Source organism: Azospirillum oryzae (genome assembly GCF_008364795.1).
Classification (GTDB): domain Bacteria; phylum Pseudomonadota; class Alphaproteobacteria; order Azospirillales; family Azospirillaceae; genus Azospirillum; species Azospirillum oryzae.
Genome location: NZ_VTTM01000007.1, coordinates 189,293 through 213,515, shown reverse-complemented (window position 1 = coordinate 213,515; position 24,223 = coordinate 189,293). Strand labels below are relative to the sequence as shown.

Annotated in this window: 23 protein-coding genes; 13 read left to right on the top strand and 10 right to left on the bottom strand. The window is 68.0% G+C overall.

Annotated features, from left to right (window positions below; genetic code table 11):
* Positions 1-39 precede the first annotated feature (39 nt).
* The 7 genes from FZ938_RS19900 (at position 40) to FZ938_RS19865 (ending at position 8,821) form a co-directional block, all read left to right on the top strand.
* On the top strand, positions 40-921 hold the full coding sequence (locus tag FZ938_RS19900; RefSeq protein ID WP_211101122.1) for an ABC transporter ATP-binding protein: 882 nt from the start codon (positions 40-42) through the stop codon (positions 919-921).
* Entirely contained in the window at positions 921-2,879 is a 1,959-nt protein-coding gene (locus tag FZ938_RS19895) for a long-chain fatty acid--CoA ligase (RefSeq protein WP_149200178.1), read from the top strand. The genes FZ938_RS19900 and FZ938_RS19895 overlap by 1 nt, the downstream gene beginning before the upstream one ends.
* A gap of 281 nt (positions 2,880-3,160) precedes the next feature.
* Positions 3,161-4,048: a branched-chain amino acid ABC transporter permease gene (locus FZ938_RS19885; RefSeq protein ID WP_014187949.1), complete on the top strand. Its 888-nt coding sequence runs from the start codon at positions 3,161-3,163 to the stop codon at positions 4,046-4,048.
* Between the two features lie 7 nt (positions 4,049-4,055).
* Positions 4,056-5,129 carry a branched-chain amino acid ABC transporter permease gene (locus FZ938_RS19880; RefSeq protein ID WP_149200177.1) on the top strand — a complete coding sequence of 358 codons (1,074 nt, stop codon included), beginning with the start codon at positions 4,056-4,058 and terminating at the stop codon, positions 5,127-5,129.
* Positions 5,130-5,182: 53 nt separating this feature from the next.
* Positions 5,183-6,463 carry an ABC transporter substrate-binding protein gene (locus FZ938_RS19875; RefSeq protein ID WP_149200176.1) on the top strand — a complete coding sequence of 427 codons (1,281 nt, stop codon included), beginning with the start codon at positions 5,183-5,185 and terminating at the stop codon, positions 6,461-6,463.
* Positions 6,464-6,552: 89 nt separating this feature from the next.
* Entirely contained in the window at positions 6,553-7,407 is an 855-nt protein-coding gene (locus tag FZ938_RS19870) for an ABC transporter ATP-binding protein (RefSeq protein WP_425492024.1), read from the top strand.
* Positions 7,408-7,591: 184 nt separating this feature from the next.
* A complete protein-coding gene (locus FZ938_RS19865; protein WP_149200175.1) occupies positions 7,592-8,821 on the top strand; it encodes a phenylacetate--CoA ligase family protein in 1,230 nt (409 codons plus the stop codon).
* Positions 8,822-8,909: 88 nt separating this feature from the next.
* Here FZ938_RS19865 and FZ938_RS19860 read toward each other — a convergent pair whose 3' ends face one another.
* The 4 genes from FZ938_RS19860 to FZ938_RS19845 form a co-directional block, all read right to left on the bottom strand.
* Positions 8,910-9,533 (bottom strand): glutathione S-transferase family protein, encoded by a 624-nt coding sequence (locus FZ938_RS19860; RefSeq protein WP_149200174.1) that lies wholly within the window; start codon positions 9,531-9,533, stop codon positions 8,910-8,912.
* A gap of 117 nt (positions 9,534-9,650) precedes the next feature.
* On the bottom strand, positions 9,651-10,940 hold the full coding sequence (locus tag FZ938_RS19855) for an NAD(P)/FAD-dependent oxidoreductase (protein WP_149200173.1): 1,290 nt from the start codon (positions 10,938-10,940) through the stop codon (positions 9,651-9,653).
* Positions 10,941-11,036: 96 nt separating this feature from the next.
* On the bottom strand, positions 11,037-11,240 hold the full coding sequence (locus FZ938_RS19850) for a YgaP family membrane protein (protein WP_109152792.1): 204 nt from the start codon (positions 11,238-11,240) through the stop codon (positions 11,037-11,039).
* Positions 11,237-11,584, bottom strand: coding sequence for an ArsR/SmtB family transcription factor (locus FZ938_RS19845; protein ID WP_149200172.1), 348 nt, complete (start codon positions 11,582-11,584; stop codon positions 11,237-11,239). The genes FZ938_RS19850 and FZ938_RS19845 overlap by 4 nt, the downstream gene beginning before the upstream one ends.
* Before the next feature lie 86 nt (positions 11,585-11,670).
* Here FZ938_RS19845 and FZ938_RS19840 point away from each other — a divergent pair, with 86 nt between their 5' ends.
* Together FZ938_RS19840 and FZ938_RS19835 are read left to right on the top strand one after the other, a co-directional pair.
* The gene (locus FZ938_RS19840) at positions 11,671-12,756 is read left to right on the top strand and encodes an efflux RND transporter periplasmic adaptor subunit (protein ID WP_149200171.1); all 1,086 of its coding nucleotides are present in this window, start codon (positions 11,671-11,673) and stop codon (positions 12,754-12,756) included.
* Positions 12,756-16,034, top strand: coding sequence for an efflux RND transporter permease subunit (locus FZ938_RS19835; protein WP_149200170.1), 3,279 nt, complete (start codon positions 12,756-12,758; stop codon positions 16,032-16,034). The genes FZ938_RS19840 and FZ938_RS19835 overlap by 1 nt, the downstream gene beginning before the upstream one ends.
* Positions 16,035-16,076: 42 nt before the next feature.
* On the opposite strand, the gene FZ938_RS19830 is transcribed toward FZ938_RS19835, so the two are convergent.
* Both FZ938_RS19830 and FZ938_RS19825 read right to left on the bottom strand, forming a co-directional pair.
* Positions 16,077-16,430 (bottom strand): ArsR/SmtB family transcription factor, encoded by a 354-nt coding sequence (locus tag FZ938_RS19830; protein ID WP_149200169.1) that lies wholly within the window; start codon positions 16,428-16,430, stop codon positions 16,077-16,079.
* Between the two features lie 98 nt (positions 16,431-16,528).
* A complete protein-coding gene (locus FZ938_RS19825; protein ID WP_149200168.1) occupies positions 16,529-16,765 on the bottom strand; it encodes a hypothetical protein in 237 nt (78 codons plus the stop codon).
* Between the two features lie 163 nt (positions 16,766-16,928).
* Between FZ938_RS19825 and bla the strand changes: the two genes are divergently transcribed.
* Positions 16,929-17,834 (top strand): class A beta-lactamase, encoded by a 906-nt coding sequence (gene bla / locus FZ938_RS19820; protein ID WP_149200167.1) that lies wholly within the window; start codon positions 16,929-16,931, stop codon positions 17,832-17,834.
* Between the two features lie 20 nt (positions 17,835-17,854).
* Here the strand turns inward: bla and FZ938_RS19815 are convergent, their stop codons facing one another.
* Both FZ938_RS19815 and FZ938_RS19810 read right to left on the bottom strand, forming a co-directional pair.
* A complete protein-coding gene (locus FZ938_RS19815) occupies positions 17,855-18,094 on the bottom strand; it encodes a hypothetical protein (protein ID WP_149200166.1) in 240 nt (79 codons plus the stop codon).
* A 47-nt stretch (positions 18,095-18,141) separates the two neighbouring features.
* Complete coding sequence (locus FZ938_RS19810; RefSeq protein WP_149200165.1) at positions 18,142-19,059, bottom strand: LysR family transcriptional regulator; 918 nt, start codon at positions 19,057-19,059, stop codon at positions 18,142-18,144.
* Between the two features lie 123 nt (positions 19,060-19,182).
* Here FZ938_RS19810 and FZ938_RS19805 point away from each other — a divergent pair, with 123 nt between their 5' ends.
* Genes FZ938_RS19805 through FZ938_RS19795 form a run of 3 tightly spaced genes read left to right on the top strand, consistent with a single transcriptional unit; the run spans position 19,183 to position 21,589 of the window.
* The gene (locus tag FZ938_RS19805; RefSeq protein WP_149200164.1) at positions 19,183-19,740 is read left to right on the top strand and encodes an ester cyclase; all 558 of its coding nucleotides are present in this window, start codon (positions 19,183-19,185) and stop codon (positions 19,738-19,740) included.
* A gap of 11 nt (positions 19,741-19,751) precedes the next feature.
* Positions 19,752-20,492: an SDR family oxidoreductase gene (locus FZ938_RS19800; RefSeq protein WP_149200163.1), complete on the top strand. Its 741-nt coding sequence runs from the start codon at positions 19,752-19,754 to the stop codon at positions 20,490-20,492.
* On the top strand, positions 20,489-21,589 hold the full coding sequence (locus FZ938_RS19795) for an alkene reductase (RefSeq protein WP_149200162.1): 1,101 nt from the start codon (positions 20,489-20,491) through the stop codon (positions 21,587-21,589). The genes FZ938_RS19800 and FZ938_RS19795 overlap by 4 nt, the downstream gene beginning before the upstream one ends.
* A gap of 3 nt (positions 21,590-21,592) precedes the next feature.
* On the opposite strand, the gene FZ938_RS19790 is transcribed toward FZ938_RS19795, so the two are convergent.
* Together FZ938_RS19790 and FZ938_RS19785 are read right to left on the bottom strand one after the other, a co-directional pair.
* Positions 21,593-22,084: a hypothetical protein gene (locus FZ938_RS19790; protein ID WP_109152802.1), complete on the bottom strand. Its 492-nt coding sequence runs from the start codon at positions 22,082-22,084 to the stop codon at positions 21,593-21,595.
* Positions 22,085-22,120: 36 nt separating this feature from the next.
* Positions 22,121-24,166, bottom strand: coding sequence for a protein kinase family protein (locus FZ938_RS19785; protein ID WP_246458023.1), 2,046 nt, complete (start codon positions 24,164-24,166; stop codon positions 22,121-22,123).
* Positions 24,167-24,223: the final 57 nt, after the last annotated feature.

Here is a 24,223-nt window from a genome sequence, read left to right as displayed (position 1 = left end):
TGACCCCGAGAAGCGGTACCAACAGCAACGGAGGAGGAAATGTCAGGCGCGCCCGTCGCACCACACCCCGGCCCTGCCCAGAATTCGCCGACAACCCAGGCAGAGACCATTTTCGAGGCTCGGGGTGTCAACCTGCGCTTCGGGGGCGTCCATGCGCTGACCGACGTCAGCTTCGGCATCCGCAGGGGCGAGCTGTTCTCGATCATCGGTCCCAACGGGGCCGGCAAGACCTCCATGGTCAACTGCATTTCCGGCCGCTACCGGCCGACCGACGGCAAGGTCTACTTCAAGGGCCGCGACGTAACGGGGATGACCCCGAACCATCGCGCCTCGCTCGGCATCGGCCGCACCTTCCAGAATCTGGCGCTGTTCGGGCACATGACCGTGCTCGACAACATCATGGTCGGCCGCCACCACCTGCTGAAGAACAACTTCCTGACCGGGTCGCTCTATTGGCTGACCGGCGCCAGGAAGGAGGAGCTGTCCCACCGCCGCGAGGTGGAGGAGATCATCGACTTCCTCGAAATCCAGCATGTGCGCAAGGCCACCGCCGGCACGCTGTCCTACGGACTGCGCAAGCGGGTTGAACTGGCCCGCGCCATCGCGCTGAAGCCGGACCTGATTCTGCTGGACGAGCCGATGGCCGGCATGAACCTGGAAGAGAAGGAGGACATGGCCCGCTACATCGTCGACCTGAACGAGGAGTTCGGCATGACGGTGGTCATGATCGAACACGACATGGGCGTGGTCATGGACATCTCGCACCGGGTGATGGTGCTGGAATTCGGCAAGAAGATCGCCGAAGGCAAGCCGGAGGAGGTTCTGGCCGACCCCCGCGTCCGCCGCGCCTATCTGGGCGAGGACGACGAGGAAGAGGCGCCCGCCGCCGCTGTTCCTCCGGCCCGGAAGGAGGTCGCGTGATGTCGAGCCTCAATCTGCCCGATCTGGCCCTTCCTGATCTGGTGGCCAACGACACCTTGCCGAAGCTGCTGGCCCTGCATGCCCGCGACCACGGCGGCGACATCGCCATGCGCGAGAAGGATTTCGGCATCTGGCGCACCTTCACCTGGAGCCAGGTCCATGCCCGCGTCCGCGCCTTCGCGCTGGGCATGACCAAGCTCGGCGTCGTGCCGGGCGAGGTCGTCGGGCTTCTCGGTGACAACCGTCCCGACTGGGTGATGGGCGAGATCGCGACCCACGCGGTGCGCGGCTACAGCCTGGGCATCTACCGCGACGCGCTGGACGAGGAGGTCGCGTACCTCATCACCTATGCCGACGTGAAGGTGGTGTTCGCCGAGGACGAGGAGCAGGTCGACAAGCTGCTGAACCTCGCCGACCGGCTGCCGACGCTGCAGCACATCATCTATTCCGACCCGCGCGGCATGCGCAAATACGACGATCCGCGCCTGATGCCGGTCACCGATCTGGTCCGGATGGGCGAGGAGCTGCACGCGCAGCAACCGGACCTCTACGACCGCATGGTCGCCGCGACGAAGGGGGAAGAGGTCGCCATCCTCTGCACCACCTCGGGCACCACGTCGAACCCGAAGATGGCGATGCTGCCGGCCGGCCGCCTGATCCGCCATGTCGCCAGCTACCTGTCCGCCGATCCGAAGGGACCGGAGGATGAGTATGTCTCGGTCCTGCCGCTGTCCTGGATCATGGAACAGGTCTATGCCGTCGGCATGGGCATGGTGTCGCGGATGCGCGTGAACTTCGTCGAGGAAGCCGAGACGATGATGCACGACTTCCGCGAGATCGGGCCGACATTCGTGCTGTTCGCCCCCCGCCTGTGGGAGCAGATCGCCGCCGACGTGCGCGCCCGCATGATGGACGCCTCGCCTTTCAAGCAGAAGATGTACGATCTCGGCATGAAGCTGGGGCTGGAGGCGCTGACCAAGGGGCAGCGGTCGGCGATGGCCGACGCGATCCTGTTCAAGGCTCTGCGCGACCGGCTGGGCTTCACCAACCTGAAATCGGCGGCGACCGGCGGCGCGGCACTCGGTCCCGACACCTTCAAGTTCTTCCAGGCGCTGGGCGTCCCGCTCCGCCAGATCTACGGCCAGACCGAGACGATGGGCGCCTACACCGTCCATCGCGGCACCGACGTGGATTTCGACACGGTCGGCGTGCCGTTCGACGGCGGCATCGAGGTGAAGGTGATCGACCCCGACCACAACGGCGTCGGCGAGATCGTCACGCGCCATCCCAACATGTTCGCCGGCTATTACCGGAACGAGAAGGCGACCGTCGCCGACATGCGCGACGGCTGGATGCACACGGGTGACGCCGGCTTCTTCGACAAGAAGGGCCATCTGGTCATCATCGACCGCATCAAGGACATCGCCACCACCGCGCACGGCGACCGCTTCAGCCCGCAATACATCGAGAACAAGCTGAAGTTCTCGCCGTACGTGGCCGAGGCGGTGATCCTGGGCGACAAGCGCGAGTATCTGTCGGCGATCATCTGTATCCGCTTCCCCATCGTGTCGAAGTGGGCGGAGAAGAACCGCATCGCCTTCACCACATATTCGGACCTGTCGTCGAAGCAGGAGGTCTACGACCTGCTGCGGGCCGAGGTGGAGCGGGTCAACCAGACGTTGCCTGAGTACCAGCGCATCTCCAAGTTCCTGCTGCTCTACAAGGAGCTGGACGCCGACGACGGCGAGCTGACCCGCACCCGCAAGGTGCGCCGCGGCGTCATCGGCGAGAAGTACGGCACCATCATCGACAGCATCTATGCCGGCCAGCCGAAGATCGACGTGGACACCACGATCGCCTTCCAGGACGGCACCAAGCAGCGCATCCGCACGACGCTGACCGTCATCGATCTGGCTCCGGCCGCCGCGGTGAAGAAGCCGCAGCCGGTTGCGGCGTGAGGAGAGCGCGTAGCAATGCAACCGCTGAAAACCCCTCTCCCCCCCGCTCACGCGCAAACGAAGTTTGCGCTGACGCGACAGGCGGACCTTTGGTCCGCCGAAAGTGGGGAGAGGATGGGTGAGGGGGATCCGCCTGCCGGACGCTCCTCACCACGCAACCCCCTCACCCCGACCCTCTCCCCGCCTTTCGGCGAAGCTGCGCTTCGCCTGTCGGCATCGCAAGCGCAGCTTGCGATGGGGGGGATCGGGGGATTTGGATCCCATATCGGCGAGGCCACGCCATGACCCTTCTGTTTCAGCTTCTCGTCAACGGCCTGATCGTCGGCGCGCTGTATGGCGTGGTCGCCATGTCCTTCGTGCTGATCTACAAGGCCAGCCGCATCGTCAACTTCGCGCAGGGCGAATTCCTGCTGATCGGCGCCTGGACTTGCTGGTGGCTGCTGACCAGCTGGCAGCTGCCCTTCTGGATCGGCTTCCCGATCACGCTGGTCTTCATGCTGGCCTTCGGCGTCATCCTGCAGATCGTCGTCTTGAGGCCGATGATCGGCGAGCCGATCATCTCCGTCATCATGGTGACGATCGGCCTGTCGATCGTCTTCCAGGCGGCGATGAAGTGGATGTTCGGCGTCTTCGCCAAGCCCTTCCCGCCGATCTTCGCCAGCCCCACCATGAACCTGTTCGGGCTGGAGGTGCAGACCGTCTACGTGATGTCGCTGTTGATCTCGATCCTGATCATGGCGGGCTTCGGCTGGTTCTTCAAATACTCGCGGACCGGTCTCGCCATGCGGGCCACCGCCTTCGACCAGCAGGTGGCGCAGTCGCTGGGCATCTCGGTCCGCCACATGTTCGCGATGAGCTGGGCGATCTCCGCCATGGTGTCGGCGGTGGCCGGCGTCACGGTGGGCGTGGTCAACGGCGTGTCGTCGGCGCTGTCCTTCTTCGGCATCAAGGTGTTCCCGGCGGTGATCCTGGGCGGTCTCGACAGCGTCATCGGCGCGGTGGTCGGCGGCCTGATCGTCGGCGTGCTGGAGAACATGGCGCACTACCTGGACAGCCAGTGGCTGAACTGGGGCAACATGTACGAGATCGCCCCCTTCTACGTCCTGATCGCCATCCTGATGATCAAGCCCTACGGCCTGTTCGGCACCAAAGACATCGAGCGCGTGTGAGGCCCCCATGGCATCCGTCAGCATCATCCCGAGCGGCGATTACAAGACGTCCTACGGGACCGACACCACCATCTTCCCGACCAAGACCAGCCGCAACTTCGCGATCCTGGGCGTGGTCCTCCTGCTGGCCTGCCCGGCCTTCATGGACCGCTACTGGCTCAGCCTGCTGATCCAGATCAGCTATCTCGGCATCGCCGCGCTGGGTCTGAACATCCTGGTCGGCTTCACCGGCCAGATCTCCATCGGCCATTCGGCCTTCTTCGGCTTCGGCGCCTTCGCCTCGGCCTGGCTCAGCAACAGTGTCGGCGTCCCGGTGGCGTTGGCCATCCCGCTGGCGGGGGTCATCACCACGCTGGTCGGGCTGCTGTTCGGCATGCCGGCGGCGCGGCTGAAGGGCCTGTACCTCGCCATCGCCACGCTGGCGGCGCAGTACATCCTGCAGGACTTCTTCGCCCGCGCCGACTGGTTCACCGGCGGCACCGCCGGCACCATCGCCGAGCCGCTGACCATCTTCGGCTTCGCCTTCGACACCGACGAGCGCTTCTTCTACGTGGCGCTGGTGGCGCTGGTGGTGATGTACATCCTGGCCACCAACCTGATGCGGACCCGCGATGGCCGCGCCCTGGTGGCGGTGCGCGACCATTATCTCTCCGCCGAGATCATGGGCATCAACCTGACGAAGTACCGGACGATGTCCTTCGGCATCTCCGCCTTCTACGCCGGCATCGGCGGTGCCCTGTACGCCCATTACCTGCAGTTCGTGTCGGTGGAGGGCTTCACCATCCTCTTCTCGATCCAGTTCCTGGGCATGATCATCATCGGCGGGCTGGGCTCGATCATGGGCACGCTGATGGGCACCGCCTTCATGGTCTTCCTGCCCGAGGCGATGCAGGCGCTGACCAAGCTGGTCAGCGGCACCGCCATCGATACCGCGCTGAACCTGAAGGACAACATCGCCTTCCTGCGCGAAATGTCGATCGGCCTCGTCATCATCCTGTTCCTGGTGTTCGAGCCCGACGGGCTGGCCCACCGCTGGAAGCAGATCAAGGCCTATTGGAAGCTCTATCCCTTCTCGCACTGAACCCAGCGCTTTTGCCGATCAACAAACAGAACAGAATGGGGAGTAAACGCACCATGTCGATCAAGACCGCGCTCTTCGCGACCTCTGCGCTCCTGCTGGCGACCTCCGCCACCGCTTACGCCGACATTCCGGTCGGTCATCTGGCGGACCAGTCCGGCGCCACGTCGGACGTCGGCGTGCCCTATGCGCAGGGCGTGTCGGACGCGCTGGCCTACATCAACGCCCATGGCGGCGTCAACGGCACCAAGCTGGCGGTCGACACCGTCGACTACGGCTATCAGGCGCCGCGCGCCATCAGCCAATACAAGAAGTGGTCGTCGGGCAGCGACAAGATCGCGGCGCTGCAGGGCTGGGGCACCGCCGACACCGAGGCGCTGACCGGCTTCGTCGGCAAGGACGAGATCCCGGCCTATTCCGGCTCCTACTCCGGCCACCTGACCGACCCGACCGGCAAGGGTCCGCACGGCTCCAAGCCGGCGCCCTACAACTTCTTCTACGGCCCGTCCTATTCCGACGCGCTGCGCGGCATGCTGATGTGGGCGGCGGAGGACTGGAAGAAGCAGGGCGGCCAGGGCAAGCCGAAATACGTCCACATGGGCGCCAACCACCCCTATCCCAACGCGCCGAAGGAAGCCGGCGAGCAGCTGGCCAAGGAACTGGGCTTCGAGGTGCTGCCGGCCGTGCAGTTCGCCCTGACCCCCGGCGACTACACCGCCCAGTGCCTGACGCTGAAGGAATCCGGCGTCAACTACGCCTATCTCGGCAACACCGCCGGCTCCAACATCTCGGTGCTGAAGGCCTGCCAGACGGTCGGCGCCAAGGTGCAGTTCATGGGCAATGTCTGGGGCATGGACGAGAACGCCGCCAAGGCCGCCGGCGCCGCCGCCGACGGCGTGGTGTTCCCGATGCGTACGTCGGTGACGTGGAACGGCGATGCGCCGGGCATGAAGACGCTGATGGAAATCTCGAAGCTCTCCGATCCGTCGGGGAACGCCTATCGCCCGGTGCATTACATGGCCGGCGTCTGCACCGCCTTCTACATGAAGGAGGCGATGGACTGGGCGTCGAAGAACGGCGGCGTCACCGGTCCGAACATCCGCAAGGGCATGTACCAGAAGAAGGACTGGGTTCCGGCCGGGCTCGAGGGCGTCTGCGTTCCGTCGACCTGGACCGAGAACGACCACCGCGGCATGACGGCGGTCAACATCTACCGCGCCAAGGTGTCGGGCGAGACCGGCGCCAGCGTCGCCGATCTGGTCAAGGCCGGCACCATCAAGCTGGACAAGCTGACCACCGTCGACGTCCCGCGCAAGCCGGAATGGCTGGGCTGGTAAGCCGACAAGTACCCGGCGCCTCCGCCCATCGCGGCGGGGGCGCCCCCCTTCTTCCGACCAGCCCAATTTCCGAAAAGCTCAGGTGCCGCATGCTGACCACCGCCACGGCCGCTTCGACCAACGCTCCAGTTGTACCGCCCGTCACGGCTGCGAAGCGGATGATGCTGTCCGTCAACAACATCGAGGTCGTCTACAACGACGTGATCCTCGTGCTCCGCGGCCTCAGCCTGGAGGTGCCGGAGGGCGAGATCGTGGCCCTGCTGGGCGCCAACGGCGCCGGCAAATCGACGACGCTGAAGGCGATCTCCGGCCTGCTGAAGACCGAGGACGGCGAGGTCACCCGCGGCGACATCACCTTCAACGGCGAGCGCATCAACGGCATCGACCCCGACCGGATCGTCCGCAAGGGCATCTTCCAGGTGATGGAGGGCCGGCGCATCATCGCCGACATGACCTGCCTGGAAAACCTCCGGCTCGGCGCCTACACCCGCCGCGACAACGGGGTGAAGGACGACCTGGACATGGTCTTCAGCTATTTCCCCCGGCTGAAGGAGCGCACCGGCCTTGCCGGCTATCTGTCCGGCGGCGAGCAGCAGATGCTGGCCATCGGCCGCGCGATGATGGCCCGGCCGAAGCTGATCCTGATGGACGAGCCCAGCATGGGCCTGTCGCCGCTGATGGTGAAGGAGGTGTTCAGCATCGTCCAGCAGATCAACAAGGACCTTGGCGTCACCATCCTGCTGGTGGAGCAGAACGCCCGCATGGCGCTGCAGGCGGCATCCCGCGGCTACATCATGGAGAACGGCAAGGTCGTGCTGGACGGCACCGCCGAAGAGCTGCGCAACAACGAGGACGTGAAGGAATTCTACCTCGGCGGCGGCAACGAGGAGCGCAAGAGCTTCAAGAACCTGAAGAGCTTCAAGCGGCGCAAGCGCTGGATTTGAGCGGGGAGGCGTCGGCTTCGATGCCCCCTCCCTTACCCTCCCCCGCTTTGCGGGAGAGGGGACTGCCGCCACTCCTTTGCGACACTCCTGCGAGCGTCCTGCCCCCTCTCCCGCGGAGCGGGGGAGGGATGGGGAGGGGGCAAAACTGGCGATGATCGGCCGACCCCTGAACGGACGAACGACCATGACCGATTTCTACGACGACCTCGAAACCCGTTCCTCCGACCGGCGCGAGGCCGAGCAGTTCGCGGCGCTGCCCGTCCATCTGCACCACGCCAAGGACGCGGCGCCCTATTTCCGCCGGCTGCTGGCCGACATCGACCCGGCGTCGATCCACGACCGCAACGCGCTGGCCACCCTGCCGGTGACGCGGAAGTCCGACCTGATCGCCTTGCAGCAGGAGAGCCCGCCCTTCGGCGGTCTGGCGGCGGTGGAGATCGGCCGGCTGGCCCGCGTCTTCGCCTCCCCCGGCCCGATCCACGATCCGGAGCCGCATGGCGCCGATCCCTGGCGCAGCGCCCGCGCGCTGTTCGCCGCCGGCTTCCGCGCCGGCGATCTCGCCCACAACTGCTTCGCCTATCACCTGACCCCCGCCGGCTCGATGTTCGAGACCGGGGCGCACGCCGTCGGCTGCGCCGTCATCCCCGCCGGCACCGGCAACACCGAGATGCAGGCCCAGGTCGTCGCCAGCCTGAAGCCGCGCGGCTACATCGGCACGCCCGACTTCCTGAAGATCATCCTGGAGAAGGGCGACGCGCTGGGGCTGGACGTGTCGTCGATCCGCATCGCCAGCGTGTCGGGCGGCCCCTATCTGCCCGACGCCCGCGCCTTCTACGAGGCGCGCGGGCTGGAGGTCTACCAATGCTACGGCACCGCGGATCTCGGCATCGTCGCCTATGAGACTGAGGCGCGGTCCGGGCTGGTGGTGAACGAGGGCTGCATCGTGGAGATCGTCCGCCCCGGCACCGGCGACCCGGTTCCCGACGGCGAGGTCGGCGAGGTGGTGGTGACCATCTTCAACCCGGCCTATCCGCTGATCCGTTTCGCCACCGGCGACCTGTCGGCGGTGCTGCCGGGGACCAGCCCCTGCGGCCGGACCAACATGCGGCTGAAGGGCTGGATGGGCCGCGCCGACCAGACCACCAAGGTCAAGGGCATGTTCGTCCACCCGAGCCAAGTGGCCGAAGTGCTGCGCCGCCATCCCCAGATCGGCCGCGCCCGTCTGGTGGTGGGGCGGCAGGATGCCAGCGACACGATGACCCTTCGCTGCGAAGCGGAGGAAACCGGCGAGGCACTGTCCGCCGCCATCCGCGAGACGCTGGCGTCGGTGACCAAGCTGAAGGGGGCGGTGGAGTTCGTGGTGCCGGGGAGCCTGGCGAACGACGGCAAGGTGATCGACGACGTTCGGGGGTGAGTGGGTGCGAAGTTAGACCCCCACCCTAACCCTCCCCCGCTGGGCGGGGGAGGATAGGTGGGGGTCTAACTCCGCAAGAATACCGCCCTCAGCACTCCGCGTCCGCCTGCGGCATCAGCTCGTACTGCGGCTTGTAGCCCGGCTGGGCGCGGAAGCGGTCGGCCCAGGCCCGGACATTGGGGTAGTCCTTGGCGTCGATCCCCGATTCATTCAGCAGGTCGATCCAGGGGAAGGCGAAGATGTCGGCGATGGTCAGCCGCTCGCCCTCGATGAAGCTGCGGCCGGCCAGATGCTGGTCGAACAGCTTCATGCCGCTGGCCGCCGAGGCGTCGATCCAGGGCAGGGCGTTGGCATCGCCGTTGAACTTGCGCACGGCGCGGGCGCGCTGGACCGGCAGCAGCACGTCGGCCAGCCAGCTCAGCCACTCGGCGAGGCGGATCTTTTCGAGATCGTCACGGCCGCCGAACTGGCCGGTCTGTTCGGCCAGATATTGCAGGATCACGCTGGATTCGGAAATCGACCGGTCGCCATGCACCAGCGTCGGCACCCGGCCGAAGCGGTTGATCGCCTGATACTCGGGCGATTTCTGCTGGCCGTTGCGCAGGTCGACATGGCGGTACTGGAACGGAATGTTGCCCAGCCGGAAGAACAGCGCGATGCGGGTCGCGGGCTGGGAATTCACGTTGCCGTAGAGGATGAAGGGCGCGGTCACGATGCTCTGTCTCCCTGAAGTGCGGACACCGGATCGACCGGTGTCCGGCATTTCCGGGAGCATGGCCTCAACCGCCCTGGCCGCGCCAGCGGAAACCGCGCCCACCTCCTCTCGGCATCACACGTCGGTGGTCGCCGGCTCCTGCACCCGCTTCACGCCGAGCAGCTTCAGCACATAGCGTTCGTACACCGGTTCGCTGATGCCCTTGCGGACCTTGCGCAGGAAATAGCGCTCGAACCCGATCTTGGCGAAATGGACCCAGCGTCCATGCGACGACCAGTTGACGTTGCGCGGCGGAATCTGCGGCATGGCGATGAAGGCGACGCCGCTGTCGCCGAAATCGGCGAGGCACAGCGCGCTCCAGGTCGCTTCCTCCACCGGCTCCTTGCCGTCGAGCAGGGAGCGGATGTTGCGGGCGGCGGCGGTGACCATCGTTTCGATCATATAGCCGGTCTTCGGCACGCCGACCGGCACCGGCGTCTTTTCCACCGGCGGGATGGCGATGCAGACGCCGACGCCGAAGACGTTGCGGTGGGTCGGGTTGCGCTGGTGCTTGTCGGCCAGGACGAAGCCGCGCGGGTTGACCAGCCCCTCCGCACCGCGCAGGGCGGCGATGCCGCGGAAGGCCGGCAGCATCATGGTCAGGCGGCTTTCGACCACATGCGCCGCCTTCTCCCGGCCGTTCTCGTCCATCTCCGTGACATGCACGGCGTCGGGGGTGAAACGGTCGGTGCGGGCGTTGACGATCCACTTGATGTGACGCTCGCGCAGCGCCGATTCCAGCAGCCCCTTGGTGTCGCCGACGCCGCCCAGCCCGAGATGGCCGACATAGGGTTCCGAACTGATGAAGGTGATGGGGACCTTGTGGCGGATCTTCCGGCGCCGCAGGTCGGCGTCGGCGATCATCGCGAACTCATAGGCCGGGCCGAAGCAGGAGGCGCCCTGCACCGCGCCGATCACCAGCGGGCCGGGGTCGCGGCAGAACGCCTCCCACCGCTCGGCCGCCTCCACCGCATGGTCGACATGGCAGATGGAGATGGTGTTGGCCCGCGGACCGAAACCCTCGATCTCGTCGAAGGCCAGTTCGGGGCCGGTGGCGATCACGAGATGGTCGTAGTCGAGGCTGGTGCCGTCGTTCAGTTCCAGCCGGTTCTCCTCCTGCCGCACCTGACGGCAGCCGACGGGGGTGAAGGCGATGCCCTTGCGGGCGAAAGGCTCGGCAAGCGGGACGGTGATGTCCTCCCGCTTGCGCCAGCCCACGGCCACCCAGGGGTTGGACGGCACGAACTGGAAGCTGTCGCTGTTCGACACGACGGTGATCCGGTCGCCCGGCCGTGCCAGTTCCTTCATTTCGTAGGCCATCGGGATGCCCCCGATGCCCGCCCCCAGGACGACGATATGCGCCATTGCTGTTTCCTCTCCTAAGGCAGGCCTTCTTCTCGGTCATCTCGACGGATCGACCGGCGGGCCTTGCGTTTGTGGAAGATGTGCGCCGCCGCTCCCTCAGGAGAAGGCGACGCCGGAGCGCGCGCCCAGCCGCTTCAGGATCATCGCCAGCGGGCAGAAGCCGGTGAAGGAGGCCTGCAGCAGGTTGGCGCCGACGAAGGCGGTCAGCCAGAGCCACTGCGGGCTATGCAGTTGCGACAGCGCCAGACTGACCAGGATCATGGTCCCGGCGAAGGCCATCACGATACGATCGATGCTCATGTCCGTGTCTCCGGTGGAGAGGGAGGGGTTGATGACGAATGGTCCGGCGGCGGCCCGTCGCAGTAGAAGCCCTGCAGCACCCCGATCACCGCGGCTGCCTCGGCACTTGCCAGCGCGTAGACGATCGAATGCCCGTTGCGCCGGGTGCGGACGAGGCCGTCGGCGCGCAGCCGGGCCAGATGCTGCGACAGGGCCGATTGGCTGAGACCGATGGCGGCCACGAGCGCGCCGACGCACATCTCCCCGTGCGCCAGATGGCAGAGGATGGAAAGGCGCCGTTCGTTGGCGATCGCCTTCAGCAGGCGCGCCGCGGAGCGGATATGGCGGCCATCCGAATCATTCATTGACACTAAATTAGAGTACTCTAAATTAAAGGTCAACAGGCGTCCGCCGCACCTATCCGTCCGTTCCTCCCGTCCGAGGTGGCCCAATGTCCCGTCGATCCTCTCCAGCCCATCTGGCCGCCCCCCTCGCCCTGGCCCTGCTGTGCGTCGCCGGCTTCCCGTCGCTGTCGCACGCCCAGCAGCCGGCCCCGCAGGCGGAGGTGCAGGTGCCGGCCAGCATCACCATCCAGCCCCGCCCGGTGGAGGATCTGAAGGCCGTCTTCGCCACGGTGGAAAGCGTCCACGAGACGCTGGCCCGCACCCGCATCGGCGGCACCATCGCCGAGCTGAAGGTGAAGGAGGGGGACAAGGTCACCACCGGCCAGCTGCTCGCCACCGTCCGCGACCCGAAGCTGCCCCTGCAGATCGTCTCGCTGGACGCCCGCATCCAGGCTTTGCAGGCGCAGCAGCATCAGGCCGAGCTGGAGCTGGACCGGGCGCAGCGCCTGCGCGCGAGCGGGACGGGCACGCAGCAGCGGCTGGACGACGCGCAGTCGGCGGTGGACGTCGCCCGCGCCCAGATCGCCGCCATGAAGGCGGAGCGGGCGGTGGTCGAGCAGCAGCTGCGCGAGGGGGAGGTGCTGGCCCCGGCCAACGGCCGCATCTTGCAGGTCAAGGTGATCGACGGCGCGGTGGTGGTCCCCGGCGAGACGGTGGCGAGCATCGCCACGGAGACCTACGTGCTGCGCCTGCACCTGCCGGAGCGCCATGCCCGCTTCATGCATGAAGGCGACCCGGTGCTGGTCGGCAACCGCGGGCTGGCGCCGGCCACTCCGCAGGCCACGGCGTTGGCAAATGATACCGCGCTGAAGCGCGGCACCGTGCGGCAGGTCTATCCCGAACTGTCGGGCGGGCAGGTGGTCGCCGACGCCACCGTCACCGGGCTGGGCGACTTCTTCGTCGGTGAACGGGTGCGCGTCTATGTGGCGACCGGCACGCGGCAGGCCATCGTGGTGCCGCCGGACTGGATCGTCCGCCGCTTCGGCACCGATTTCCTGCGGCTGGCCGACGGCAGCGAAACGCCGGTCCAGGTCGGCGGGCCGATCCCCGCGCTGGACGGCCAGCCCGGCGGGATCGAGGTGCTGTCGGGATTGAAGCCGGGCGACGTGATCGTCCGGCCGGAGGGCGTGTGATGAAGCTCGGCATTTCCGGGGTGTTGACGCGGACCTTCATCCGCTCGCCCCTGACCCCCCTGCTGCTGCTGGCCTCGCTGGTGGTCGGCGCCGTCGCGCTGATGTCGCTGCCGCGCGAAGAGGAGCCGCAGATCAGCGTGCCGATGGTGGACATCCTGGTCCGCGCCGACGGGCTGAAGGCCGACGATGCGGTCGAGCTGGTGACCAAGCCGCTGGAGGAGATCGTCAAGGGCATCGACGGGGTCGAGCACACCTATAGCCAGACCATGGACGACCGGGTGGTGGTGACCGCCCGCTTCCTGGTCGGCACCTCGTCCGACGATGCCATCCTGCGCGTGCACGAGAAGGTGCGCGCCAACATGAACCGCATCCCGCTCGGCATTCCCGAACCGCTGATCGTCGGGCGCGGCATCAACGACGTGGCGATCCTGACCCTGACGCTGGCGCCCAAGCCGGACGAGGCGGGGCGCTGGACCGACACCGCGCTGCACGGCGTCGCCGACGAACTGCTGGCCCAGCTGGTCCAGGTCGAGGATGTCGGCAAGAGCTATATCGTCGGCGGCCGGCCCGACCAGATCCGGGTGGAACCCGACCCGGAAAAGCTGGCGCTGTTCGGAGTGACGCTGAACCAGCTGGTCGACAAGGTGAAGAACGCCAACCGGTCCTTCATCGTCGGCTCGGTGCGGGCGCAGGGCGGCAGCCTGCCGGTGGTGGCGGGCCAGACCTTGCAGGGCACCGCCGACATCGGCCTGTTGCTGGTGACCACCCGCGACGGACGCCCGGTCTATGTCAAGGACGTGGCCGACATCGTCGTCGGCTCGCGGCCCGACGACAGCATGGCCTGGACGATGACGCCGGACGGCAAGGGCGGGCTGGTCCGCACGCCGGCCGTCACCCTCGCCATCGCCAAGCGGGCCGGCGCCAACGCCGTCACCATCGCCGAACGGGTGCTGGAGCGCGTCCACGCCATCGAGAAGGAGTCGCTGCCGAAGGGACTGACGCTGACCGTCACCCGCAATTACGGGGAGACCGCCAACGAGAAGGTGAACGAGCTGCTGTTCCATCTGGCGCTCGCCACCGTCACCATCGTCGCGCTGATCGTGCTGGCCATCGGCTGGCGCGAGGGCATTGTGACGCTGATCGTCATCCCGACGACCATCCTGCTGACCATGTTCGCGTCCTGGCTGATGGGCTACACCATCAACCGGGTCAGCCTGTTCGCCCTGATCTTCTCCATCGGCATCCTGGTGGACGACGCCATCGTCGTGGTCGAGAACATCGACCGGCATTGGGCGATGAAGGACGGCCGGTCCAAGGTGCAGGCCGCCATCGAGGCGGTGGCCGAGGTCGGCAACCCCACCATCGTCGCCACGCTGACCGTCATCGCCGCCCTGCTGCCGATGATGTTCGTGTCCGGCCTGATGGGGCCGTACATGAGCCCGATTCCCGCCAACGCCTCCGCGGCGATGGTGTTCAGCTTCTTCGTCGCCATGGTTCTGACCCCCTGGCTGATGGTGAAGCTGCGCCCCAGCGAGACGCCGGCTGCGGGGCATGGCGGCGATCATGGTGGAGGCCATGAGGGCGGCGGCGCGCTGGGACGGATGTATCTGGCGGTGGCGCGTCCGCTGATCCGCAGCAAGCGGCGGGCCTGGACCTTCCTGCTGGTGGTCGGCGTCGCGACGCTCGCCTCGACCACGCTCTTCTACACCAAGGACGTGGCGGTGAAGCTGCTGCCCTTCGACAACAAGTCGGAACTGCAGGTCGTCGTCGATCTGCCGCGCGGCGCCTCGCCGGAGGAGACCGAGCGCGTGCTGCTGACCGCGGCGCGGGCGATCGCCGATCTGCCGGAACTGGAGAGCGTCCAGGCCTACAGCGGCACCGCCTCTCCCTTCAACTTCAACGGTCTGGTCCGGCATTACTACCTGCGCGACCAGCCGGAGCAGGGCGACCTGCAGGTGAACCTCGCGCCGAAGGGCGAGCGCAGCCGCAGCAGCCACGAGATCGCACTCGACGTCCGCGCCCGGCTGAAATCCGTGGCGGTGCCGGACGGCACGACGGTCAAGGTGGTCGAGGTGCCGCCCGGCCCGCCGGTGCTCTCCACCCTGCTGGTCGAGGTCTATGGCCCCGACGCGGCGACGCGGCAGAAGGCGGCGCACATCGTCGAGGACGCCTTCCGCAGCGTCGACTTCATCGTCGATGTCGACAACACCGTCCGTCCGCCCGGCGAGCGGCTGCGCTTCGCGCTCGACCATGAAAGCCTGGAGTTCAACGGCGTCGAGGAACAGGCGGTCTACGACACGCTGCAGGCGCTGGTCGGCGGCGTGCCGGTCGGCTATTCCCACCGCGGCGCCGGGCGCAATCCCATCGAGATCGCGGTGCAGCTGCCGAAATCCGGCCTGTTCCTGTCGGAACGCATCCTGGCCACCCCGGTGCCGGGCGCGCGCGGCACCGTGGAATTGGGCGATCTTGTCACCATGACGCGGGAGCCGGCCTCCTACCCGCTGTTCCGCCGCAACGGCCGCTATGCCGAGATGGTGATGGCCGACCTCGCCGGCCGGTTCGAGGCGCCGATTTACGGCATGCTGGCGGTGCAGGACCGCTTGAAGCAGGTCGATTGGAAGGCCGCCGGTCTGGGTGCGGAGCCGGAAATCCTGCTGCACGGCCAGCCCGAGGACCAGAGCAAGCCGGCGCTGCTGTGGGAGGGCGAATGGGAGATCACCTATGTCACCTTCCGCGACATGGGGGCGGCCTTCGGCGTGGCGATCCTCGGCATCTATCTGCTGGTGGTCGGGCAGTTCGGCAGCTTCAAGCTTCCGCTGGTGATCCTGGTGCCGGTGCCGCTGACGCTGATCGGCATCGTGCTCGGCCACTGGCTGTTCGGCGCGGCCTTCACCGCGACCTCGATGATCGGCTTCATCGCGCTGGCCGGCATCATCGTCCGCAACTCCATCCTGCTGGTGGACTTCATCCGTCACCTGCGGGAGCGCGGGATGAGCGTGCGCGAGGCGGTGCTGGAGGCCGGGGCGATCCGCTTCAAGCCGATCCTGCTGACGGCGGTGGCCGCGATGATCGGCGCCGCCTTCATCCTGACCGACCCGATCTTCCAGGGGCTGGCGATCTCGCTGCTGTTCGGGCTGCTCAGCTCCACGCTGCTGACCGTGCTGGTGATCCCGGCCATCTACGTCGTGCTGCGCGGCGACGCGCCCACCCTGCCGCCGCAGCGGGGGGAGAGGGTGGAGGAAAAGGCCGTGGTGGTCGGGGAACTGGTGGGGACGTGAGGGGAGATAAATGCCCTCTCCCGGGGTGGGAGAGGGAGGTCCCTACGCCTCTGAATCTCCCGACGCGCAGAACAGGTGGTAGAGGTCGCCCAGGATCGGGCGCACCCGGTCGGACCCGATGCGGTAATGGATCGCGGTGCCCTGTCGGCGGGTGGCGACCAGCCCCTCCTCGCGCAGCTTGGCGAGATGCTGGGACAGGTTGGATTGCGACAGGCCGAGGCGGCGCACCAGCTCGCCCACCTGCATCTCGCCCTCCAGAAGGCTGCACAGGATCATCAGCCGGTGGCGGCTGGCGATGGAGCGCAGGAAGCCCTCCGCCTCCGCGGCGCGCGCTTCGAAATCGGCGGCCCCGAAATCGGCGGTGTCGAGAGTTGAGTCGCCCAGCGTTGAGGTCATCGCCTGGACCATCCTGATACCGGAAATCGCAAAATTAGCTTAATCTAAAATACCTGCTGTCCCCACCGGTTCAAGGGATTTGTCGGCCGCATGGCGACTCAGGCGATCCGCCGCAGCGACAGTCCCGACGTGGCGATGCGGAAGCCGCCGTCCGGTGTCTGCTCCACCGCCTCGCCGCCGTCCAGGCGATAGCTCTTGCCTTCCGGAACCCAGCCGGCGGGGCCGCGGAAGGTCACCATCTGGATGAAGCTGGTCGTCTCGACCACGGCATGGGTGCTGCCGTCCTCGGCCGTCGCCTCGAAGCGGTCCGTTTCCATCTCCTGACGCAAAGGCATCGGCCTGTTCCCTCCCACATCCGCAGCGGCCCATAGCCTGCCACGGGGCCGCCGAAGCAAGGCATAAGTTTAATTTTGGTCTTCCGCGAGGAAAGCTCGTTTGTTCGCGCACTTCCGGCTTTCTATCGTCCGGCCATCGCAACAGCGGAAAGCGGGGTTGGAGATGATCGGAAGACGGAGATTCCTGGCGGCGACGGGCGGGGTTCTGCTGCTGTCGGCGGCCGGGGCGCAGGCTGCGGAAAGCAGCAAAAACAAGGTCGGCAGCGCGTCTAACAGCGATGCGCTGGCCGGGAAGATGACGGAGCTGGAGGCGCGCAGCGGCGGCCGGCTCGGTGTCGCGGTGCTCGATACCGCAAACGGCAAGCTGCATGGCTGGCGCGGGGACGAGCGGTTCCCGATGTGCAGCACCTTCAAATTTCTATTGGCTGCCGCCATCCTGAAGACGGTGGACCAGGGCAAGGACCGGCTGGACCGGCGGATTCCGGTGACCAAGGCCGATCTGGTGCCCTATGCGCCCTTCGCCGAAACCCGGCTGAACGGCACGCCGCCGACGGTGGCCGAACTGTGCGAGGCGGCGATGACGCTCAGCGACAATGTCGCGGCCAACCTGCTGCTGCCGGGTATCGGCAACCCGGCCGGCCTCACCGCCTTCATGCGGGGCATCGGCGACAAGACCACCCGGCTGGACCGCAACGAACCGACGCTGAACACCGCCATCCCCGGCGATCCGCGCGACACCACCACGCCGGCCGCCATGGTGCGCAGCATGGAGCGGATCCTGGTCGGCGACGTGCTGCGGCCGGACTCCCGCCGGCAGCTGATCGATTGGATGGTCGCCAACAAGACCGGCGACAAACGCCTGCGCGCCGGGCTGCCGGCCGGCTGGCGGGTGGGGGACAAGACGGGGACCGGCACCAACGGCACCGCCAACGACATCGCCATCGTCTGGCCGGAGGGCCGTGCGCCGCTGCTGGTCGCCTGCTACCTGACCCAGACGGCGGAGGGCTTCAAGCAGCAGGACTCCATCCATGCCGAGGTGGCGCGGACGGTGGCAGGCCTGATCGGCTGAGACATTTCAAACGGGTTGCGTCAGGCGGGAGAAGCGGGCGCCGGCTGCGGCGGTTGCAAAGGCTGCGCCCATCGCACGATGGACCGCACGGCGTTCAGGGCGTTCACATTGTCCTGAATGTGAAAATGCCGCCGCAACTCTGCGACCGCCGCCCACTCGCCGCTCTCGTGAAACGCCTTCTGGATTGCGGCGGCTTCATCCTGGCTGACGCTGAACATCCGAACCTCATGGCCGACCTTGCGACCTTCGCCGCCGATCATGCACCGGCGAGGAACAAGGTTGCAAGGCCACCGATGGTCGAGTCTCGTCAGCGGGCGGAAAATGGATGGGCGGCGGCATAGGCGGCGATCCGGCCGGCCAGATGGTCGGCCAGCGCGTCGACCCGCAAGGGGCGGCGGCGGCCGGAGGCGAACAGGAGCTGGAGCGGGGTGTCCTCGTCGCTCCAGTCCGTCAGCAGCGGGCGCAGGCGTCCGGCGGTGACGTCGGCCGCGACATCCAGCCAGGATTTGTGGGCGATGCCGCAGCCGGCCAGCGCCCAGTCGCGCAGCACGGCGCCGTCGTCGGTGGCGCGGTCGGCCTCCAAGACGATGCTGCGTTCGCCCGCCGGCCCGGCGAAGCGCCAGCGGTTCAGCGGCTCCCGGCCGCGCAGCAGCACGAGGCAGCGGTGGCCGCGCAGATCCTCCGGCACGGCGGGGGTGCCGTGCGCCTCCAGATAGGCGGGCGAGGCCACCGGCACCCGGCGCGACGGCGCCATCCGCCGCCGGACGAAGGCGGAATCCGGCAGGGCGCCATAGCGCAGCGCGCAGTCGAGGTCGTCGCGCAGCAGGTCGGCCAGATGATCGCCCAGCAGCAGGGTGATGCGGATGGCCGGATGCCGGTCGTGGAACTCGTCGAGCCACGGGCGCAGGACCGTCCGGCCGAAGTCCGACGGCGCCGCCAGCCGCACCGGCCCGGCAAAGCGGCTGCGGTCGCCGGCCAGCCGTTCGGCCGCCGCATCCAGCTGTTCCAGCGCCTGCCGGCAACTGGCGAGATAGGCGGCGCCGGCATCGGTCGGGCGGACGCTGCGCGTCGAGCGTTCGAACAGGCGGGCGCCCAGCGCCTGCTCGATCCGCTTCAGCGCCGCGCTGGCCGTCGCCGGCAGCAGGCCGAGCTGCCGCGCCGCCGCCGACAGGTTGCCATGCTCCGCGACGGCAAGCAGCAGGCGAAGGTCGTCGAGCGCGATCATTGTCAAATCCCAATTGGCAATATGTCAAAAACTCCTGGGATTATCTGCCGGGGTGCCGAGGGACACAATCGGGTTCAAGGCAAGAGGGACGGCAAACGCCGTCCGGCCTCCGGAGATTTTCCCATGACAGACCCGATCGCCACCAGACCAAGACGGCGGATCGCCGGCGGTGCGCTGTCGCTTTTCATCGCTTTGGCCGCCGCTTCCGTGCCGATGGGGCAGGGGCGGGCGGCAGAGGCATTGCCGCAGCCCGCCCATCTGGCCGGCAATGCCGCATCGCCGACCGTGTTGGCCGCGCGCCGCTATGCCGCCTTCTGGAACAACGGGGACGAAGCCTTTGCCCGCGCCGCGCTGGCGCCGGGCTTCACCGACCGCACGCTGCCGCCGGGTCGTCCGCAGGGCATCGACGGGCCGTTGCAGGCCTCCCGCGCCTTCCGCGCCGCGGTCCCCGATTTGACCGCCGCGATCGAGGACATGGTGGCGGACGGCGACCGGGTGGCGGTGCATCTGCGCTTCCGCGGCCATTTCACCGGGCGCTTCGGCGAGGCCCAGGGCAGCGGCCAGACGGTCGATTTCCAGGCCTTCGACCTCTACCGCGTCGCGGACGGCCGCATCGCAGAGAACTGGCATCTGGAAGACAACCTGACGCTGCTGCGGCAGCTCGGCATCGTCACGCAGTGAGGGCGGGCATCATGGACAGGAACGAAAAAGCGGCGGGTGCGGCATCGCTGGCGGATCGCAGCGTGGTCGTCATCGGCGGCGGCTCCGGCATCGGCCGGGCGGTGGCCGCCGCGGCGCGCGGGCAGGGGGCGCGGGTGGTCATCGCCGGCCATGATGCGGTGAGGACCCGCATCGCCGCCGAGGCTTTGGGGGTCGAGGGGCTGGCCGCCGACCTGGGCAACCGCGGCAGCCTGGACGCCCTGTTCCGCAGCGTCGGCAGCCTCGACCATCTGGTGGTGACCGCAGGGCCGCAAATCGGCTCCCCGGCCTTTGCGCAACTCGACCTCTCCGCCGCCCGGCGGGCTTTCGAGGTGAAGCTGTGGGGTGCGGCCGACGCGGTCCAGGCGGCGCTGCCGCATCTGGCGCGGGACGGGTCGGTGACGCTGACCTCCGGCCTGTTGTCGCGCAAGGCGAGCGTCGGGTCGCTGGCCAAGACGGTGATGAACGCCGCCGTCGAGGCGTTGGGCAAGTCCCTGGCGAAGGAACTGGCGCCGCTGCGGGTCAATGTGGTGTCGCCGGGCGTGACGGCGACGGAGAACTGGCGGGCCATCCCACCGGCCGGGCGCGACGCCTTCTATGCGAAGGTCGGCGACGGGCTGCCGGTCGGCCGTGTCGGCCGCGCGGAGGAGGTGGCTGCGGCCTTCCTGTTCGCGATGACCACGGGTTTCGTCACCGGATCGGTGATCGACGTCGATGGCGGAGGCTTGCTGTGAGCGGATCCCTGTTCTCCCCCTACCGGCTGGGCGGTCTGGAGCTGTCCAACCGCATCGTGATGGCGCCGATGACCCGTGCCCGCGCCGGCGAGGACGAGGTGCCGTCGGATCTCGCCCCGGCCTATTACGCGCAACGGGCCGGCGCCGGGCTGATCGTGACCGAGGCGACCCAGATCGGTCCCGGCGCCAAGGGCTACTCGCGGACGCCGGGGATTTACACGCCCGCGCAGATCGCCGCCTGGAGCGCCGTCACCGATGCCGTGCACCGGCGCGGCGGGCGCATCGTCGCGCAGCTGTGGCACACCGGGCGGGTGTCGCATCCCATGTTCCATGGCGGGGCGAAGCCGCCGGCTCCCTCGGCCATCCTTCCGGCGGACACCGCGATCTGGGCGGTGGGGCCGGACGGGACCGGCGGGATGGTGCCCTGCGTCGAGCCGCGGGAGATGGACGGGGCGGAGATCGCCGCGACCGTCAGCCGGTTCGCCGCCGCCGCCGCGAATGCGGTTGCCGCCGGATTCGACGGGGTCGAACTGCATGCCGCCAACGGCTATCTGATCGAACAGTTCCTGCGCGACGGCAGCAACCGGCGGACCGACCGCTATGGCGGGTCGGTGGACAACCGCCTGCGTTTCCTGACCGAGGTGGTGGAGGCGGTGACCGCCGCCATCGGGGCGGAACGCACCGGCGTGCGCCTGTCGCCGCTGATCACGCTGAAGGGGATGAGCGACGGCGATCCCTACGGCCTGTTCACCCGGGTGGTCGAGCGGCTGGATGCGCTGGGCGTCGCGCGGCTGCATTTCGCCGAGGATGACTGGGACAACGGCACGCCCCTGCCGATGGAGTGGCGCAAGGTCTGGCGCGAGCGCTTCCGCGGCACCATCATCGTTGCCGGACGCTATACGGTGGAGCGGGCGGAGGCGCTGCTGGAGGCCGGGCTGGTCGATATGGTCGCCTTCGGCCGGCCTTTCGTCGCCAACCCGGACCTGCCGGAGCGCCTGCGCCGCGGCCTGCCGCTGGCGGAGTTTCGCGCCGACAGCCTGTTCGGCGGCGGGGCGGCGGGCTACACCGATTATCCGGCGGTCGATTCCACCGGTTGAGGGTCAGGCGCCTTCCATCTCGGCGTCGGGCTCCATGCCGCCGGACTCGTCGAAATAATCGCCGGCGACGTCCGGCCCCCATTCCTGGACCAGCGCCACCTTCTTCTGCTTCAGCACCTCCACCCGCTTTTCGGCGCGGGTGACCTCCATCCCGGCGACCAGCGGCGGGATGCCGTAATAGAGGCCCCAGCCGACGGCGGCGGCGCTGTACATCACCAGCCAGGCCAGCGGGTCGGCGAACACCTTCGCGGCGGCGCCGATGGTGTGCTGGTGCTTCCACAGGTCGATGGCGAAGGGCATGCAGCCGCAGAAATTCAGCCCGCCGACGGTGATCGGCGCCGATTTGTCGGGATCGCGGTCGACGACATAGGCGACGATGGTCGGGATCATGCCGATGCCGAACAGGATGGTGGTCGGCAGCACGATCAGCGCCGCCGGGATGATCAGCAGGATCAGCGTGAGGCCGCCGCCCTTTTTCTTCTTCTTGCGCGCCATGGCGATCCTCCCGTCGATTGACTTTATGCGATCCGGTCAGAAGGCGAAGAACAGGATGATGCCGGCGACCAGCACGGTCGACAGCAGGCTGGACGCGATGGCGGCGACCTGCCGGCCCGAAGTTTCGATGATGGAATTGCGGTCGGCGATGGTGTGGCGGATCTTGTCCATCTCCGCATCGGCCTCGCGATAGGCGATCTGCGCCGCTTCGAATTCCAGCCGGTCGCGGCGCAGCGCGTCGGGATCATCGACCACCTTCAGCAGCTCGGTCAGCCGGCCGTTGTGCGCGGCGGCGTCCGCCATCTTGCGCACCTCCTGCTGCTGGGGCCGGTTGTGGAAGCGGCGGAAGGCGGGGTCGAGCAGAGCCACCACCCAGCTGGCCAGATGGGTCAGCCCATCGACCCCGGTGCGGGCCTGGATGTCGGACAGGATGGTCAGCATGGCGATGATGCGCCGCATCGGCTCCACCCCGCTGCCGAGCTGGGTGTAGAGCAGCTCGTCGCCGCGCTTGTGGCGGGCGCCCAGGAAGGCGGCGATCTGGCGGTCGATGGGGTCCTTGTGCCGCTCGCCCCCCGCGGCGATCCAGTCCAGTGCCCGCAGCAGCTCCGCCGGGTTGGTCGGCAGCTGCTTGGCGACCAGGCTGCTCATGCAGGGCATGGTCGGGTTCATCTCGTACAGCACCCGCTCCACCCCCAGCCCATGGCTGGAGCGGTCGAGGAAGCCGCGCAGCTGGTCGAAGCTCTGCACCAGCGGCACGAATTCCGGCTTGAAGTCGGTCTGGACATTGACCCAGAACATCGGCAGCTGGTTGGCGATCACCTCCGCCACCGCCTGGGGGGATTCGCCGCGCATGAAGGCGTCGGCCAGCATGGTGGCGATGCCGTCCGGCATCATCGCCCGGCCGCGGTAGCGGATGGGGGCGGCCGGGTCGAGCGCGATGCAGACGCGGGCCACCAGCCGGTCGCCCTGGGTGCCGCCCTTGCCGCTGGAGGCGGTCTGGATGGCGTTGTTGACCGCCTCCGCCCGCACGTCGTCGCCCATCGACCGGCGTAGCCACTTGTCCAGCTCCCCGCTTTCGATGACGGAGGCGGCGGCGGGGGCATGGCGGGCGAAGGCGCGGGCCAGCGTGCGGCAATGCCAGTATTCCGACCCCTGGAATTCCAGCGGCCGGGCGGCGCGGCGGGAAATCTGCGGCTGTTTCGGGCTGAGCCGGCGGCCGGCCACCCACAGGTCGAGGTCGTTCAGGGTCCAGCGCTGCTTGGGATCGTCCACCAGCAGGCCGCGCACCACCTCGTTGATCGCCAGCGGCAGCCGGTGCTGCTGGACCAGCGCCGGATAGGATCCGCGCTCCAGCTTCGCCTGCAGCACCGCCTCGTCGTCCAGGCCGGACAGCGGGTTGCGGCCGAGCGCCAGGATCAGCAGGGTGACGCCCAGCGAATAGAGGTCGTCCGCCATGGTGCCGGTGCCGCGCCCGGCCGGGTTGGCCATGCCGCGCTCGATCGTCTCCAGCAGGACCGGCTGGCCGTAGCCGGGCTGGGCCGACACGCAATCGCCCAGCATCAGCCCGCCGCCGGCGAGATCGCGGTAGAACAGGTTGGTCGGGCGGATCGCGCCATGGACGACGCCGCGGCTCGACAGCTCCTTCAGCGCCGAGACCAGCGGGTGGATGATCTGCCGGGTCAGCTGGTCTTCCGGCATCGGGTCCAGCGTGTCGGTCAGCGACCCCATCAGCCGCTTGCCGCCCGGCCGTTCGAACACCAGGCAATAGCGCCGCCCGCGGTCCTGCGGCCAGTCCACCAGCCCCCAGTCGAGCAGCCGCATGTGGGTGGCGTTGTCGAGACTGCCGACGGTGGAGCAGATATCCATCCGCGGCAGGATCGAGCCATGGCAGATGATGGCGAAGGGTTCGATCCGCTTTTCGCGCAGCGCCTTGGCTGTGAAGGCATTGCCGCCGACGGCGTTCAGCAGCGGGATCGGCGCGCCCGGCTGGATTTCGTAGCGTTCGGCGAGCTTGACCGGTTCGGCGTTCGCCATCGCCGCCGCGGCGGCTCCCATCATTCCTGTCTGGGCGTCGGATGGCATGAACGGCGGATCCCCGGGGCGTGCGAATGTGCGCAGGCCTTAGGTGGCGTGAAAAGG

What these genes read in the sequence shown, in the direction of transcription:
- FZ938_RS19840 (WP_149200171.1), top strand. Translation starts at nt 11,671, where the DNA reads ATGTCCCGTCGATCCTCTCCAGCCCATCTGGCCGCCCCCCTCGCCCTG.
- FZ938_RS19875 (WP_149200176.1), top strand. Translation starts at nt 5,183, where the DNA reads ATGTCGATCAAGACCGCGCTCTTCGCGACCTCTGCGCTCCTGCTGGCG.
- FZ938_RS19900 (WP_211101122.1), top strand. Translation starts at nt 40, where the DNA reads ATGTCAGGCGCGCCCGTCGCACCACACCCCGGCCCTGCCCAGAATTCG.
- FZ938_RS19885 (WP_014187949.1), top strand. Translation starts at nt 3,161, where the DNA reads ATGACCCTTCTGTTTCAGCTTCTCGTCAACGGCCTGATCGTCGGCGCG.
- FZ938_RS19865 (WP_149200175.1), top strand. Translation starts at nt 7,592, where the DNA reads ATGACCGATTTCTACGACGACCTCGAAACCCGTTCCTCCGACCGGCGC.
- FZ938_RS19835 (WP_149200170.1), top strand. Translation starts at nt 12,756, where the DNA reads ATGAAGCTCGGCATTTCCGGGGTGTTGACGCGGACCTTCATCCGCTCG.
- FZ938_RS19805 (WP_149200164.1), top strand. Translation starts at nt 19,183, where the DNA reads ATGACAGACCCGATCGCCACCAGACCAAGACGGCGGATCGCCGGCGGT.
- FZ938_RS19845 (WP_149200172.1), bottom strand. Translation starts at nt 11,584, where the DNA reads ATGAATGATTCGGATGGCCGCCATATCCGCTCCGCGGCGCGCCTGCTG.
- FZ938_RS19855 (WP_149200173.1), bottom strand. Translation starts at nt 10,940, where the DNA reads ATGGCGCATATCGTCGTCCTGGGGGCGGGCATCGGGGGCATCCCGATG.
- FZ938_RS19815 (WP_149200166.1), bottom strand. Translation starts at nt 18,094, where the DNA reads ATGATCGGCGGCGAAGGTCGCAAGGTCGGCCATGAGGTTCGGATGTTC.
- FZ938_RS19785 (WP_246458023.1), bottom strand. Translation starts at nt 24,166, where the DNA reads ATGCCATCCGACGCCCAGACAGGAATGATGGGAGCCGCCGCGGCGGCG.
- FZ938_RS19825 (WP_149200168.1), bottom strand. Translation starts at nt 16,765, where the DNA reads ATGCCTTTGCGTCAGGAGATGGAAACGGACCGCTTCGAGGCGACGGCC.
- FZ938_RS19880 (WP_149200177.1), top strand. Translation starts at nt 4,056, where the DNA reads ATGGCATCCGTCAGCATCATCCCGAGCGGCGATTACAAGACGTCCTAC.
- FZ938_RS19830 (WP_149200169.1), bottom strand. Translation starts at nt 16,430, where the DNA reads ATGACCTCAACGCTGGGCGACTCAACTCTCGACACCGCCGATTTCGGG.
- FZ938_RS19870 (WP_425492024.1), top strand. Translation starts at nt 6,553, where the DNA reads ATGCTGACCACCGCCACGGCCGCTTCGACCAACGCTCCAGTTGTACCG.
- FZ938_RS19790 (WP_109152802.1), bottom strand. Translation starts at nt 22,084, where the DNA reads ATGGCGCGCAAGAAGAAGAAAAAGGGCGGCGGCCTCACGCTGATCCTG.
- FZ938_RS19895 (WP_149200178.1), top strand. Translation starts at nt 921, where the DNA reads ATGTCGAGCCTCAATCTGCCCGATCTGGCCCTTCCTGATCTGGTGGCC.
- FZ938_RS19810 (WP_149200165.1), bottom strand. Translation starts at nt 19,059, where the DNA reads ATGATCGCGCTCGACGACCTTCGCCTGCTGCTTGCCGTCGCGGAGCAT.
- FZ938_RS19800 (WP_149200163.1), top strand. Translation starts at nt 19,752, where the DNA reads ATGGACAGGAACGAAAAAGCGGCGGGTGCGGCATCGCTGGCGGATCGC.
- bla (WP_149200167.1), top strand. Translation starts at nt 16,929, where the DNA reads ATGATCGGAAGACGGAGATTCCTGGCGGCGACGGGCGGGGTTCTGCTG.
- FZ938_RS19850 (WP_109152792.1), bottom strand. Translation starts at nt 11,240, where the DNA reads ATGAGCATCGATCGTATCGTGATGGCCTTCGCCGGGACCATGATCCTG.